Origin of the sequence: Anaerospora sp., assembly GCF_032013335.1 — a bacterium.
In the GTDB taxonomy this organism is placed as follows: Bacteria; Bacillota; Negativicutes; order Sporomusales; family DSM-15969; genus Anaerospora.
On record NZ_DALZUO010000007.1, the window covers coordinates 105295 to 120113 of the forward strand.

The 14819-nt window shown below is 42.6% G+C and carries 11 protein-coding genes; 8 read left to right on the forward strand and 3 right to left on the reverse strand.

The features are described from left to right. Positions 1-923 precede the first annotated feature (923 nt). The 4 genes from ppsA (at position 924) to RTR76_RS08305 (ending at position 5764) form a co-directional block, all read left to right on the forward strand. Positions 924-3542: a phosphoenolpyruvate synthase gene (gene ppsA / locus RTR76_RS08290; protein WP_312519095.1), complete on the forward strand. Its 2619-nt coding sequence runs from the start codon at positions 924-926 to the stop codon at positions 3540-3542. Positions 3543-3638: 96 nt separating this feature from the next. Next, positions 3639-3944, forward strand: coding sequence for a DUF5320 domain-containing protein (locus RTR76_RS08295; RefSeq protein ID WP_312519097.1), 306 nt, complete (start codon positions 3639-3641; stop codon positions 3942-3944). Between the two features lie 205 nt (positions 3945-4149). Next, the gene (locus RTR76_RS08300; protein ID WP_312519099.1) at positions 4150-4467 is read left to right on the forward strand and encodes a TIGR04076 family protein; all 318 of its coding nucleotides are present in this window, start codon (positions 4150-4152) and stop codon (positions 4465-4467) included. 418 nt (positions 4468-4885) lie between these two features. Then, positions 4886-5764, forward strand: coding sequence for an ARMT1-like domain-containing protein (locus RTR76_RS08305; RefSeq protein WP_312519101.1), 879 nt, complete (start codon positions 4886-4888; stop codon positions 5762-5764). A 62-nt stretch (positions 5765-5826) separates the two neighbouring features. Here RTR76_RS08305 and RTR76_RS08310 read toward each other — a convergent pair whose 3' ends face one another. Both RTR76_RS08310 and RTR76_RS08315 read right to left on the reverse strand, forming a co-directional pair. Further along, on the reverse strand, positions 5827-6624 hold the full coding sequence (locus tag RTR76_RS08310) for an HAD-IIA family hydrolase (RefSeq protein WP_312519104.1): 798 nt from the start codon (positions 6622-6624) through the stop codon (positions 5827-5829). A 33-nt stretch (positions 6625-6657) separates the two neighbouring features. Then, on the reverse strand, positions 6658-8010 hold the full coding sequence (locus tag RTR76_RS08315) for an MFS transporter (RefSeq protein ID WP_312519107.1): 1353 nt from the start codon (positions 8008-8010) through the stop codon (positions 6658-6660). 222 nt (positions 8011-8232) lie between these two features. On the opposite strand from RTR76_RS08315, the gene RTR76_RS08320 reads away from it, so the two are divergent. From RTR76_RS08320 to RTR76_RS08335, 4 genes are all read left to right on the forward strand, one after another. Further along, positions 8233-8838: a dienelactone hydrolase family protein gene (locus tag RTR76_RS08320; RefSeq protein ID WP_312519110.1), complete on the forward strand. Its 606-nt coding sequence runs from the start codon at positions 8233-8235 to the stop codon at positions 8836-8838. Between the two features lie 18 nt (positions 8839-8856). Continuing rightward, on the forward strand, positions 8857-9906 hold the full coding sequence (locus RTR76_RS08325) for a DUF2939 domain-containing protein (protein ID WP_312519113.1): 1050 nt from the start codon (positions 8857-8859) through the stop codon (positions 9904-9906). 213 nt (positions 9907-10119) lie between these two features. After that, the gene (locus tag RTR76_RS08330; protein WP_312519116.1) at positions 10120-11778 is read left to right on the forward strand and encodes a methyl-accepting chemotaxis protein; all 1659 of its coding nucleotides are present in this window, start codon (positions 10120-10122) and stop codon (positions 11776-11778) included. Between the two features lie 297 nt (positions 11779-12075). Next, on the forward strand, positions 12076-13284 hold the full coding sequence (locus RTR76_RS08335; protein ID WP_312519120.1) for a hypothetical protein: 1209 nt from the start codon (positions 12076-12078) through the stop codon (positions 13282-13284). A 232-nt stretch (positions 13285-13516) separates the two neighbouring features. Here the strand turns inward: RTR76_RS08335 and RTR76_RS08340 are convergent, their stop codons facing one another. Further along, complete coding sequence (locus RTR76_RS08340) at positions 13517-14806, reverse strand: DNA cytosine methyltransferase (RefSeq protein ID WP_312519122.1); 1290 nt, start codon at positions 14804-14806, stop codon at positions 13517-13519. Positions 14807-14819: the final 13 nt, after the last annotated feature.

Here is a 14819-nt window from a genome sequence, read left to right on the forward strand (position 1 = left end):
TGTCAATGAAAGTATTTTTATAAAAACGAAAGCTGATAGTGATAAATCTAGAAAAAATTAGTATATAGTTTGACTGTTATTGGTTCTTGAAGATTTGTACGGTATATGTTATTATCTAAGTAAGCACCATCCTTATAGCAAACTAGTATTCAACCCAGGAATTTCAGAGTTAAGGTTTCTGAAGTGGTCGAGTGGTTCGTGTTCTAGAGCGGGATGTGTTTTTTGTTTACCCCAGATGCATTGAGCGGGAAATTAGGGACTGTTTGAAACAAGTTTTTTCAGTGTTTGATTTGGAATCTGTTTAGGTGAATCCAATTTATTAAGCTCGGAATAGGTTGTTTGAGATTGTCGTGTATCCAAAAGGCTATAGGGATGGTGCGAAATAGTAGTTTGATTAAGGGGACAGGATTATTGACATTATAGTCAACGATCCTGTCCCTTATAATTTAGGAAATGACCAATGAGGAAATGGATTTGATTGTAAAGCAAGCAGCTAAAAAGCAATTGCAGAAACTCATGCCGCTGGGGCGTCCAAGTACTCACGGCGATGCCCGATTTGTACAGTGAATGGGTGGCAGAGATCGCTTTGAATTTTAACAGGTAGGAAAATAGATTATTGGATTTTGCACTTTTACTTAGAATGAATGCTGTTCCATGTCCCTGTTTTAAAATGTTGACAAAAAAGGAACGTCCCCAAGTGTCTCTAAAAATAATGAAGTCGTAAATATGCTTACTCGATCCATCTATTACGCCAGGCGATGGGTGATATTGAATATAAAAAGACTAGGTACACAGCAGAATCCAATTGCGATTCACACACCCATAAATGTCGTTGCGACAATATGGGTGTTTTATTTTATAGCTATACAAAAACAACCTGACGGGGAAAGCTATTAATAAAAATAGCCTGAGGAGAGAAATAAATGAGTCACTTTGTACTTGGCTTTCAAGATATAGATAAAACAAAGCTCTCAGTGGTTGGGGGGAAGGGAGCCAACCTGGGGGAGCTTGCTAGAATCGAGGGCATACATGTACCCGACGGGTTTTGTATTGTTACGGCAGCCTATAAAAGAATCATCGAAGAATCGCCTTCCATTAATGGATTGCTTGATCAGTTATCACTATTAAAGTTGAAAGACCGGGATAGAATTAGTCAACTTAGCAGTGAGATTCGCGGAATTATCGAAGGGACCATGATCCCTCAAGACATCAGTGACGAGATCACCCAGCGTCTTTTACAGCTTGGTGAAAAAGATGCCTATGCAGTGCGCTCCAGTGCAACGGCCGAAGATTTGCCGACAGCCTCTTTTGCGGGCCAGCAGGATACGTACTTGAACATTATCGGCAAGGAAGAAATCCTCAAGCATATCAGCAGGTGCTGGGCATCACTGTTTACCGATCGGGCAGTGACATATCGCATTCAAAATGGCTTCGACCACCGGAAAGTCCACCTATCAGTGGTTATTCAAAAGATGGTCTTTCCTGACGTGGCAGGAATTTTGTTTACTGCCGATCCCGTCACTTCTAATCGGAAAGTGGTATCCATCGATGCCAGCTTTGGGCTTGGTGAGGCCTTGGTCTCGGGCCTGGTGAATGCGGATAACTATAAAGTGCGTAATGGTGAGATTCTTGATAAGAAGATATCTACCAAGAAGCTGGCTATTTATGCTTTACAAGACGGCGGTACACAGGAAAAGACGATTGAGTCTGAGCGGCAGAGTCAGCAGGCGTTGACGGACGAACAGATTCTAAGCCTTACACGCATGGGCAGAAGGATCGAAGAACATTTCGGCTCTCCTCAGGATATCGAATGGTGTGTGGCTGATGGTACGATTTATATTGTCCAGAGTCGGCCCATCACGACTTTATATCCCATCCCGGACGTGAACGATGGGCAAAACCATGTCTACGTATCAGTCGGTCATCAGCAAATGATGACTGATGCCATGAAACCACTGGGGCTGTCTTTTTTCTTGTTAATAACCTACGCTCCTATGTTTAAAGCAGGCGGCAGATTGTTTGTGGATGTCGCATATAATCTGGCCTCACCTGATAGCCGGGAAATGATCATAAATGTACTGGGCCAATCTGATCCGCTCATCAAAGATGCACTGATGACTATCGTTGAACGTGGCGATTTTATCAAGTCAGTACCTGATGAAGAAAAAGAACCAAGTCCCGGTAAAGGGAATAAAGTTGTACTGCCAGAGGTTTTTCGGGGGAAGTTTGAATGCAATCCAGCCATTGTCGCGGATTTGATTCAAAGCAGCCGGACGTCAATAGAACAATTGAAACAAACCATTCGAACAAAAGCTGGAACGGATTTATTTGATTTTATTTTAGAAGATATGGAGGAGCTAAAGAAGATTCTAACAGATCCGCAGGGCTTAGGCGTAATTATGGCTGCAGTCGATGCTTCAGCCTGGATCAATGAAAAAATGAACTTGTGGCTGGGAGAAAAGAACGCGGCAGATACACTTTCCCAATCGGTACCCAACAATATTACGTCGGAAATGGGTCTGGAGCTATTGGATGTTGCAGACGTAATTCGTCCATATCCGGAAGTGATTGCGTATTTGCAGCAGGTGAAAGAAGAAGATTTTTTAGACCAACTGGTTAAGCTCGATGGTGGTCAGGAAACCCGTAATGCTATCGAGGCTTATCTTAACAAATACGGCATGCGCTGTACCGGAGAAATTGACATTACGAAAACCCGCTGGAGCGAAAACCCGGCGACACTTGTCCCCATGATTCTGAGTAATATCAAAAACTTCGCGCCGAATGCCAGCAAGCAAAAATTTGAGCAAGGCCGGCAGGAAGCTTGGCAAAAGGAACAAGAGTTACTAGAACGGTTACGCTATTTACCGGGTGGAGAGCAAAAAGCGAAAGAAACAAAGCAAATGATCGACCTAATCCGGACATTCATTGGCTATCGCGAATATCCCAAATACGGCATGATCAATCGCTACTTCGTCTATAAGCAGGCTTTACTGCAAGAAGCCGAACAACTGGTACAAGCGGGCATCATTCGTGAAAAAGCAGATATCTACTATCTCACATTTGAAGAACTGCGCGAAGTAGTACGTACAAGGACATTGGATGATCAGATGATCAGCAAGCGGCAGGACGAGTACAAGGGCTATGAAAAACTAACGCCTCCGCGTGTTATGACGTCTGATGGTGAAATCCTCACCGGCAGGTACAAACGGGAAAACCTCCCGGCTGGAGCGATAGCAGGGCTAGCTGTTTCTGCCGGTGTGATAGAGGGACGGGCACGTGTCATCTTAAGTATGACGGACGCTGATCTGGCAGAAGGCGATATATTAGTTACTTCCTTTACAGACCCCAGCTGGACACCCTTGTTTGTATCGATAAAAGGCCTGGTTACCGAAGTGGGCGGACTGATGACCCATGGAGCCGTTATTGCCCGGGAATATGGCCTGCCGGCAGTAGTCGGCGTAGAAAATGCGACTAAGCTGATCAAGGACGGACAGCGAATCCGGGTGAATGGAACGGAAGGCTATGTGGAGACGTTATCATAAAATAAAGAGGCAGGCTCTGGATTCCATGATGAAAATTAAGTTATCCATTGCTTAAAGTCATCATATAGTTATATAAACGGTTTATGGTGGGTTGCAATGGAAGAATCAATTTTCTATTCTCTGGACTCTGAGCAGCAAGTCCTGCTCGCAGCTTTAATAGCGATAATCGTATCGGAAAACCTTAACGAAAACCAACTCAATATATTGGGGAATTTCGTAGAAGCAGTGGGGCAGAACATTTTGCTGATCCAAGCGATCGTATCATCTAGTCCGTCAGCAACAGACTCGGACAGTTCCTCCAATACAGAAGTTGAAAACCTGCAAGAGAGTATGAATAGGCTACAGCAGGAGCTAGAGGCCATGAAGGCCAAGATTGCTGCCTTAGAAGGAAAACAGGAATAGCTCGTATAACCCGGGGACAGGAAGCTTGTTTCGCTTTGAGGGTGATGGCGCAAATAGCAGGACTATCACGTTTTGAAAGCTTGAAACAGACCTCTTGTTCCCGTGTTTCTTGTGATGCTTTGTAAATTTGGAAGGATCTTAAGCAAGTAAGAGAGAAACAAACCATCAGAATAATCAGCACATATGTAAAAAGGGGTAGTACGTAATGGCAGCTACTAAGTACCATGATGTAAGAATAACTGTACTCAAAAAACTAGAGGTACCAGAGATTCATCAAGAATATGCCGCCGAGGGCGTTCATTCACACTGTGCCAAGTATAAAGAAGGGCATGAATATATCTGTAAGAGCGTTGTAAAACCGGAGGGCTTCTGCTCATGGGCATGGGTGGCTGTTCAGGATAAAGTAGTATTTTTAGCGTTAGGGCATGATTATCCATGGATAAAGCAGCCCGGTACCGAGATTGTTTGCTGTGCGGATGGACTTCACCCAGTTCTGTATAAGTTAGAGCGAATCGATAGCTGAACAATACAATAACAGCGAACCTTAAAAAAAATCCTAGTTATACTGGGATTTTTTTTGTTTATCCCGCTGCGTTCCGGACATACTGGGACATAGGAGCGTGATCGTACTCCAATTCGATGAGTAAGAAGGAATGCTAAGATGCTTACTGCCAGCAATGACAAGGAACTCAGAATATGTGATTCCTGTGGTAAAGAACGAGAATGTTACGTAGAACGGAAGCGCAATACTGAACAGGCACTGTGCGTATATTGCTTATCTACGATGTATTGCTTTTTCTAAGAGGTGATAGAAGCGACGCCTGCCGACTTAAGCGGCAGCAAATGAATCGTTAAGTTCCTGCAAAGGTAACAGCACCTTGCAGGAACTCTTTTGTTTTTAGGGTAAATAGTGATATATGCCTAGAGGGGAGCGTGGTAGGGTGAACCTAAACTTGGAGTGTATTACTTGTAATATCAAGCAAGTGTTAACGGTAACAGATTTGCTGAAAGTAGATGCCGCTGCGAAAGAAACAATTATGCGGGAGGTTTTGGGCTATCTCCAGTCTGCCGACTACAAACGATCGAACCCGGAAGTGATCCGGGGGACCTGGGATATCATTACGCTTCATATCAACGATCCTAATCCCTACCGGGAAATCAAGTGCCTGTATAACACAGAGCTTGCCAATATGACGGACACAGTCAGAGCACTGATTGAGCAGTCACCCGATACGCTCGATACAGCGCTTAAGATTGCCATCACTGCCAATCTGATTGATTTTGCCGCTAACCATACTTTTGATGAAGCCATGGTGCTGCGCAAAATAGCGACCGCCAACGAACAGCAGCTAGCAATCGACGATAGTAAAGCTCTGTTTGAAAGCCTGCAAACTGCTCATACACTGCTCTACTTGGGAGATAACTGCGGAGAGATCGTGCTGGATAAGCTTTTTATTGAATACATAAAAATAGCCTTTCCCAACATCAAAGTCTATTTTGGTGTACGAGGTGAGCCTATCGTCAATGATGTAACGCTGGATGATGCTGCGATGGTCACAATGGAGGACGTCGCTGAGGTGATTAGCAATGGCGACGGATCACTGGGGACTGTGATAGCGAGGACCGCAGCTGCCTTTCGTGAGGTTTTTTATCAGGCTGATGTTATTATCGCCAAAGGACAAGGGAACTTCGAAAGTCTGAGCGAGATAGACCGCGGCAATATCTTCTTTCTGTTTATGGCGAAATGCGATGCCGTTGCAGGCTTGCTGCAGATCCCTAAGCTATCCATTGTATGTGCAAAAAATCAAACAACGGAATAACAGCATAACAAATAAGAACGGGTCATCTCTCAAGGGAGATGACCCGTTCTGTACGATACAGATTATTCTTTTTGCAGAGCGGCGGCTAGTTCGCGTACACCTGCAAACACATAATCAGGCTGTACTTCGGAACTTGTTAAATCGGTTTGCTTTGTTTCGCCGCTTAGGACTAATATGCCGCAAATGGCTGCGTTTTCAGCCAGCTTGATATCCGTGTATAACCGGTCGCCGACCATGGCCGTCTCTTCACGGGGGCAGTTTAGCTTTGCCACCAGTACATCGATGATTTCCTGATACGGTTTGCCGATAATCTTAGCCCTTTTGCCTGTGGAAGAGTAGATCAATTCTAGCATGGCCCCTACATCAGGAATGTAGCCTGACCGTTCATCAGTCGGACAATTGATATCCGGATGGGTGGCAATGAGCGGCACACCTTCACGAATCAGATGGCAAGCCTCAGTCAACTTGGCATAGTTCAAGGTCTGATCAAAGCCTAACACGACAAAATCAGGTGCAGAATCAGTCAACGTAAAACCGTGTGCAAGAAATTCCTGCTCCAGATCGGGTGTGCCTAATAAGAAGATCCGGGCATTCGGCTTGATGCTGCTCAGATATAAAGCAGTCGCTTCACCGGAAGTTAGGATTTGATCGATAGTGGCATCAAGGCCAAGCGCTTGCAGCTTGTTGACATAGCTCTGCTTGTTTTTGGACGAGTTATTAGTCAGAAAAACATATTGTCTGCCGCTTTGAGCCAGGTAGTCGAGAAACTCCTTAGCACCGGGCAGCAGCTTTTGACCTAAATATATCGTTCCGTCCATATCTAAAGCAAAGTACTTTAGTTTTTGTAAACCTGCAGGCATGATAACCACTCCTAAACAGTTGGTAATTGTAGATCAATCTCCGGCTTTCACATTCCAAACCATAGCGGCTAAGAGGAAGGAAAGAACAGCCGAGCCTACCCAGAAGTCACCGGCCAGAGCAAAGTCATATATTTTTTTGCCATTAACAATCGTCATATGGGCATTAATTAGATAACCGCTGACCATTTCCTGCAAGGCGGCACCAAAATAACTGAGTAAGCCGATCATACCCATGGCTGCGCCGGTAGCGCGTTTCGGACAGATATCAACAGCCATCAAGCCACCAAGGTAGCATACCAATGCTCCCATTGTGAAGCCATACACACACATGCTGAGCATATCAGTGGTGGCATTAGCGGGTGCCCATAAGAAGACAGCAATGGAGGCAGCATACAAAACGCCGTAAATCAAGGCAGGCATATTGCGTTTGTGGTTGAAAAACTTGTCAGATACCAAACCGCAGGTGAGAGCACCGAAGATACCGGCAAACTGCATAACGCTCAAAACACCGCTGGCACCTAAAGTGGTATAGCCTTTGGCTTCGGTCAGATAGATGATGCCCCAGCTTTCAATCGCATAACGGGCAATGTAGCAGCAGAGACTGGATAAACCGAGAATCCATACTGCAGGGCGTTTTACAACCGACCATTGCAAGGCAGAAATGGATTTTTCTTTTTCAGCTTTTATCAGTGCAAAGCCTTCGGGATTTTTATGCTCTTCCGCATTAGGCAGGCCATAGGATTCAGGGCGGTCATGCATAAAGAAGTAAATCAGGATGGAACCAATCAAGCAGAAAACACCAGGCATGATGAAGCCCAATTGCCAGCTGTAGGCAGTGACAATAGCGGCGGTCGCTAAATAGGTAAAAGCGGCACCCAGATTATGGCTGGTAAACCAAATACCATAGAAAGTTCCGCGCTCTTTATTCGTGAACCATTGATTCAGGGAAACGATACAAGGGCCAGCGCCAAAAGACTGGAACCAGCCGTTAATGCCCCACAAGACCACTAAAGGCATAAACTGATTGGTAAAACCCATGATAACAGTGATAATGGACGACATAAAAAGCCCCATCGCAAAGAAGCGCTTATTATTCATCCGGTCAGCTAAGAAGCTGTTCGTAAACTTACCAAGACCATACGTAATAAAAAATACCGAACCCATAAGACCAAGTTGCTGCGCATTCAATACACCGGCAGCCATAAGGGGCTTTTTAATAACGGAAAAATTAAGCCGTAAAACATAAAATAGTGCATAACCTAACGTAATAGAGGTGAAAACTTGCCAACGTCTTTTGTTAAATTCTTTTGCGATGACTTCGCTGTTAAGCGACATTATCGCTCTGTCGGGACCGGTCGCAAAAACCTTCCAAAATAACTCGATCATACTATACCTCCTCATTTTATACCTCCATGAATTATCGCACTATTTCAGCAATTGGACCATCAGAAAAAGTCTGGTATTGCTGTAGGAAATTCAGGAAGGGGAGGGGGATCTGCTAGGAATTTCGCGGGGGTGAGGCTGAAATCTCTTGAATGCTCTAAAGAAAGAGGTAATTATAATGTAAGTAAAGAATCTATTTTGTAACTCTATGAGGTGTGGTGCGTTATGTTACAGATACAGAGCAATTCAGATACTGTCATCCTTGTCTTGCATGAAATCTACGGAATTAATAGTCATATTAATGGCATTTGCAACACGCTAGCTGACGGTAAAAATGATGTGCTATGCCCGAATCTGCTATTGCCGAATCAAACGTTCAGCCCCGGGGAAGAGGCTGCCGCTTACAGCAGCTTTATGCAAAATATCGGCTTTAGCGCTGCACAGCAACAGGTTGAAAAATTGTCGCTGGAAATTCAGAAGGACTACAAGTATCGTTTTATCATCGGATTTAGCATCGGTGCTACCTTAGCCTGGTTATGCAGCCAGCGGGCAGGTCTGTATAGTGGAGCCGTCGGCTTCTATGGTTCGCGAATCAGGGACTACAAGAATGTCGTGCCTAAGTGCACTGTTTTACTTTTCTTTCCGAGGCGGGAAGAGTCTTTTGACGTAAATCATCTCATTCACGAGCTGTCAGGCAAAGACAATACCAGCATCGTTCAGGTCAATGCATTGCATGGCTTTGCTAATCCATTGTCCAGTACATATTGCCCGAAGGCAAGCAAAGCGGCCATCACGCAAGCGATTGCGTTTTTTAACAGACAAAAGCAATAACGGATGGAGGAATTCACAATGGAACCTAATGTAAATCAAGATACTGCAAGTGAACTGACAACTAACAAGAAAAAAATAGTGCTAGCAGTAGTGGCGGCTGTAATCGTCATTGCTTTGCTAGGGTACTGGTATTGGACGAAGACGCCTCAATACTCCTTAAAGCAAATGCAGGAATCGGTTGTTAAGCACGATCTGGCGGCATTCAATAAGTATGTCGATGTTGACAGCGTTACTTCAAGGGCTATCGATCAATTACTGGAACTAAAATTGAACGATCCCAAGGATGTGCAAGATGATACTACGAAAAATTTTGCTGCAGGGTTGGTTAAGCTCCTCAAACCACAGCTTGTTGCCGTTGCCAAAGACGAAATTAAAGCCTTTGTTGAGAAAGGAACAACCGAGCTTCCTGCCAGCCAGGCTCCCAATAATCCTAAGATGAAAGAATTACTGAATACGGGCAGCGGTAAGGCTGAATTTAAAGGCGTAGCCTATACCAATAAAGATGGGAAAATAGCGACTGTTGGCTTAGACATGTTTTATCCTAAGTTAAACAGTACGACTGTGTTAGAAGTAAAAATGCGGGAAATGGATGGCTATTGGCAAATTGCCGAGATTAGTAATCTCGCCAGCTTTGTGAAAAAACTGGAGGAACTGGAGACGGCAAAATTAGCGGAAATCAACAAACAGACGATCGCAGAAATCAATAGTGCAATTCGTTTAGAAAATATCACGATCACTAAGCAAAGCTCTAATCGCTATACAAAAGTAGTTACATTCCCTAGCCGCATCACCTTCCTAACGCAAAAGGACATACGTGAATTCCAAGGGCTGATAACGGTAAAGACCCAGGACGGGAAACTGCTGCTCAAAGATACCGTTACGGCAACCGGAACAACAACTCCTGGCAAAGAAGTCGATATGAGCTGGAGCAAAGAGGTTAATATGTTCAGCCAATCTGATAATCTGATGTTCAATACGCCAGCGGATCAATTAGTGGTTTCGATGGAATTTCAACGACTGAAGTTCTCTGATGGAACTGAGTTGAAGCTGTTGGATAAGCTGCCTTAACAACTGGATCTCCTACAACAACGAACCCTAGCCATTTGGCTGGGGTTTGTTGTTTACTACAAAGTATAGTTTGTTTTTCTGCCTGCGCGGCGAAGCAGCTGCTAAATTGCGTAAAGCGAGAATGTTTATCAGTTAATGTGATGATTATAGGAGGTTCTTATCAAGACGCGTCGTATTTACATAAAAATACTAAAGTTATAAGGGAGAATATTTGTGTCTATAAAAGCGAAGCTCTTAACAGTCATTTTCATGTTAGTGATCTTTATAGTTGGTTTACTAGGTATAAACTTTTATACCTTCGGCATTTTACAGGGAGATGCTCCCGCAATCAATTTATCGGGAAGTCTACGGATGCGAGCGTATAAGCTTGCCCTGCTAAGCAATCAATACGTATCGGTGCCTGCCGCAAATAAAGCAGCGATTAGCAAAGAGATAGAACAGGAAATTGTCATGTATGACAAAATAATGAACGGCTTTGAAAAGGGAGATGCATCCCTTAAACTTATTGCTATCAGCGAAGCTGAGAGTAAAACACAGTATAGCGCCGTGAAAACATTCTGGGAAAAATATAAAGCGTTAATTCTTTCACTCCCAAATGGAACTGACGACATGCAGGGGAAAGTTGATCAAATCAGTACAATGGTTCCAACCTATGTGGGGGAAGTCAACAAACTGGTAAATTTGCTTGATCAAAGTTCGCAGAATAAAATAACGCTGTCCAAACAGATTCAATTGACTGTGTCAGTTTTAGGTTTAGGTGTTGCCATTTTGGCATTCATCATTATTATTAATCAAGTAATCAGACCAATGCGACAGTTGGCCGCCTCATTTTCGCAAGTGGCAATAGGCGAAGGGGATCTCACGATTCGTCTGGATGATACACGCAAGGATGAACTCAGCGAAGTAACTAAGTATTTCAATATATTTATTGGCAATGTGCAAAAAATCATTACAGTGTCGCAAGAAACTTCATATAAGGTCAGCCATTTGGCGGAAATGCTTGCAAAAGCAAGCGATGAAAGCAGCAGGGCAGTTGAGCATGTTGCAGTGGCAGTGCAAGAAGTAGCTGAGGGCGCCAATAAGCAGAATGAGAATATGAATGAACTGGCAACCAGTACTGAAAGTGTTGCATCCGGTATCCGGAAAATGGTTGAACACGCCAGAGAAGCCTCAAAGCTATCGGAAGAGGCACAGAGACAGGCTAATAACGGTGACGAGAATGCCAAAATAGTGAACCACCGTACCGAACAGTTAAAGCTGACCGTTGCCGAAGTTACGGAAAATATTAATTTGTTGTCCGAACATTCTCGGGATATCAGTCAAATCATCGATTTGATAAAAGCGATTTCAGGGCAAACAAATCTGCTCGCCCTGAATGCGGCAATTGAAGCTGCCAGGGCTGGTGAGGCAGGCCGTGGCTTTGCCGTGGTGGCTGAAGAGGTGCGCAAGCTAGCAGAGCAGACTAACGAAGCCGCCAACAGTGTCACTGCGAAAATATTACAGGTACAGCAACAAGTGGATACTGTTCATACTGCGAACACCTTACTGGGAGGCGAATTGACTCACATTGAGGCAGCTGTTGGCAATCTTGCTACGGCATTGCAGGAAATCATATCCTGGTCCGCTAGCAGTAAAAAGGCAGTTGAGGAGATTACAATACTTAATGAACAAACCTCCGCAAGTTTTGCGGATATCGCTTCTTCCTCGCAAGGCATAGCAGGTGTTTCAAAACACATTGCTGCTCAGTCTGAGGATTCGGCTGCAGCAATCGAAGAACAGACGGCGTCCATCCAGGAATTCACCGCAACAGCTCAGCAATTATCACATTTGGCTGAAGCGATGGGAAAACTGGTTGCTAAATTTAAAGTATAATGCGGCCAGCCCCGCTAATGCTTAGTAATGAGGACGCATTAGCGGGGCCGGTTTGAGTTATTTAGGCAGCACCCTTTCAATACAGCATGGTAAATAATTTTAAAATAAGTTAATTTTAGAGTAACTCAAGCCTGCCTCATCAGTGAATGAAAAAGTTGAACAAAAGAAGCTCCAGAATTTAGGGCTTGTTATCTCGTTTTAACTTAAATAAGTCAACCTTGTGAAGTCAGCACTTTTACAGAGTGAAATTTCTATGGTTGTTGCAGTTTGAAATATGCTTAAAGAATGAGGTGGACTATGAATGTAGATATGACCAAAGATATAAATTCTAAACAGGACCTCGTTAATTATGTCATTAAATTTAATGACAGAGAATATCAAAAGCGTTCAGCATCGGGCCTTACATTATGGTCATTATTTGGTGCCATTGCCTATATTACCTATCAGTCCTTGGATTTAGTACCGCTAATAAATGAAATTCCTGCAGTTGGAGTTTTCTTAATATCTTTGATTACTTTATCAAATAGTTTGTTGTGGTTTTCAGCATTATTAACTGTACTTACTAGTAGAGATCAAAGAAAAATTTTAACAGAAGTAGATGTTATTCGAGATAGAGTAAGAAAATTTGGTATGCTCATTGTTGGATTAACGTTTGGAGCAGCAAACCAATTTTTTTACCTCTATTTTAATATAGTTCCAGTTCCTAGATGGCCTTTTATTGTGATGTCATGTAGTTTTTTTTCTGCAGTATTACTTTTAATTTACGATCTATGGATAGATGGTGTAATCTGGAAACTTAAAAGTAACTACTTTTACCGACCTAAACTTAAGCATTATATATTGTGGCCTATAATAAGTTATAAAGTATGGGTAATTATCTGTCTAATTATGATGGTGGTTTCTACAATTCCGCTTCATTCTCTATTGATAAACTATATAGCATACTACCAAAAAAATATTTTTGTAATTAAGGCAACGGCTTCTGTGATTGCTTTAATTTCTCTAATTTTTGCTATGTATTATCAATACGCTAACTTTTTTAAAGCAAGACGTTTAGAAGAATTAGAATTAAAACTAATTATTGAAGATATGACATATGATGAAGCCCGTAAGCTAGTATCGAAAGAAATTAGTTCCTTTTCGGTAGCCAATTGGCTTTCTGAACTTGAAGAAAACATCAAAATCCTACATCATGATACTATAGACAAAATTATATCTTTAAAGTCTAGCGTTGAGAGCGCGGCCAACACTTCAGATGATGATTGGAATATAGCAAAAAAGCAGTTAATAACAATAAGCAAAAGGTATAAGCAAGAGAGAGAGCATATGTTTAGTGCCGTAGCGTTTCTAATGATACAAGGAAATCTTACACCTAAAGAACAAAAAAGATATGAGGCTTTGGTGCAGGAGTATTTAAAGTGTAAAGTTAGTATAAATACGGCTATAAACGAGTGTATGCAGATAATTAGTTGTTTCGATGGAACTTCAAAGACTGAAATTTTCTGATGGAGCTGAGTTAAGTTGTTGGATAAGCTGCCTTAACAACTAGATCTCATATAACAACTAACCCTAGCAAAATGGCTAGGGTTCACGTTTCAGTTTCTTAAGTTTGGTGAATCAGAAAGATAAATGTTTATACACGACCTTCTATCAGTTTTAGGCTGATGAATGTGGAGATGCCGCCCTACTTTTTGAATGATAGTCTGAAAAGAGTATTATCACACTTGTGATAATACTCTTAGTTACTATTGGATATTGTAGTTTTTTTATAAATTTCAGTAATTTGCTCCCGTAGAGTATGACCAAGTGCTTCGGCCAGCAGTGGGGGAACGGCATTACCGATTTGTCTGGCAACTGACATAATTCCACCCTGAAATAGCCATCTTTTATTTCGTCGACGAAACAACGGAAATGATTGAAGTGCGGCCATTTCTATAGTATTTAGCCCGCGATTCTCAACTGGATGTATGTAACGACCTTTCGCGGGATAAATAGCACCAGTTCGGATTGTGACAGCTGGCTCATTTAGTAGCAGGCGACCAAAATTATCTTTTCCTTGAAATTTGCCCTTTTTCCAACAGTTAAACATTAAATCAACAGGTAGATCTTGCCAGCAATCTCTGGTATGAGGACGAATATGTCTAATCATTTCTATTATATGAGGTGAGAGGTCAGCACTAAAAGAGTCACTCCTATTCAAGTGATGTTCGGTGATTTCACTGAAGACTTCCTCGACAGTGCGCCACTTCTTAAGGCGTCTGTATGGAAAAACTGCCTGATTATTATCACATAAATTTTTAAAGTAGGGTAACGCTTTTTTAGGATCTTCCGCATGCGTAGGAAAAGGAAAGCCTGGCTTCTCGTTATCTCTTCTTCCTATGATGAATATTCTATATCTTTTTTGAGGGACTCCGTAATCAGCCGCACAGAGTAAACCTACTTCAATACCGTAGTTGATACTGCTAAACTCATCTTTCATAAATTCAATTACTTTTTTATGGTTCTGGGCCATTCCACGGACATTCTCAAATAAGAACATCATAGGCCGAATCTCCTTAACTAAATTTATGAAGTGACGATAGAGCTGACCGTTAGGAATTGACTCTCCTGCATTTGATCCTAAACTTGAAAAGGGTTGACAGGGAGCACCTCCCACTACAAGCCCTACATTACCTGATTTCATATTAGCTGCCGTAAGAATATCTTCAGCTGTTAGTTTAGAGACATCACCGCAGTGCTTGTCTATATGAAGCCAATTCGGTCTATTAGCTTTTATAGTTTTAACGCAATGACGATTGTTTTCAACAAAGCATGTTGTTCTGAAGCCAGCCCATTCCAGACCTAGGTCCAAACCGCCACCACCTGTGAATAGGCTTATCACTGAAAGACATTCATCCGGTAGATTATAATCAATAGATGAATTAGGTAGGTAATAATAGATTTTCTTCAGTGGGTCATATACCAGGCGAGAATTGGAACTTAAGAGGCCTTGTATTTCGGTTTGTGTAAATGAGAGTACTTTTGTCACGAAAAGCCTCCTT

Bases quoted from the DNA above. Each gene is read 5' to 3' on its own strand.
- ppsA (WP_312519095.1), top strand. From the start codon at position 924: ATGAGTCACTTTGTACTTGGCTTTCAAGATATAGATAAAACAAAGCTC.
- RTR76_RS08315 (WP_312519107.1), bottom strand. From the start codon at position 8,010: ATGATCGAGTTATTTTGGAAGGTTTTTGCGACCGGTCCCGACAGAGCG.
- RTR76_RS08300 (WP_312519099.1), top strand. From the start codon at position 4,150: ATGGCAGCTACTAAGTACCATGATGTAAGAATAACTGTACTCAAAAAA.
- RTR76_RS08310 (WP_312519104.1), bottom strand. From the start codon at position 6,624: ATGCCTGCAGGTTTACAAAAACTAAAGTACTTTGCTTTAGATATGGAC.
- RTR76_RS08320 (WP_312519110.1), top strand. From the start codon at position 8,233: ATGTTACAGATACAGAGCAATTCAGATACTGTCATCCTTGTCTTGCAT.
- RTR76_RS08335 (WP_312519120.1), top strand. From the start codon at position 12,076: ATGAATGTAGATATGACCAAAGATATAAATTCTAAACAGGACCTCGTT.
- RTR76_RS08325 (WP_312519113.1), top strand. From the start codon at position 8,857: ATGGAACCTAATGTAAATCAAGATACTGCAAGTGAACTGACAACTAAC.
- RTR76_RS08295 (WP_312519097.1), top strand. From the start codon at position 3,639: ATGGAAGAATCAATTTTCTATTCTCTGGACTCTGAGCAGCAAGTCCTG.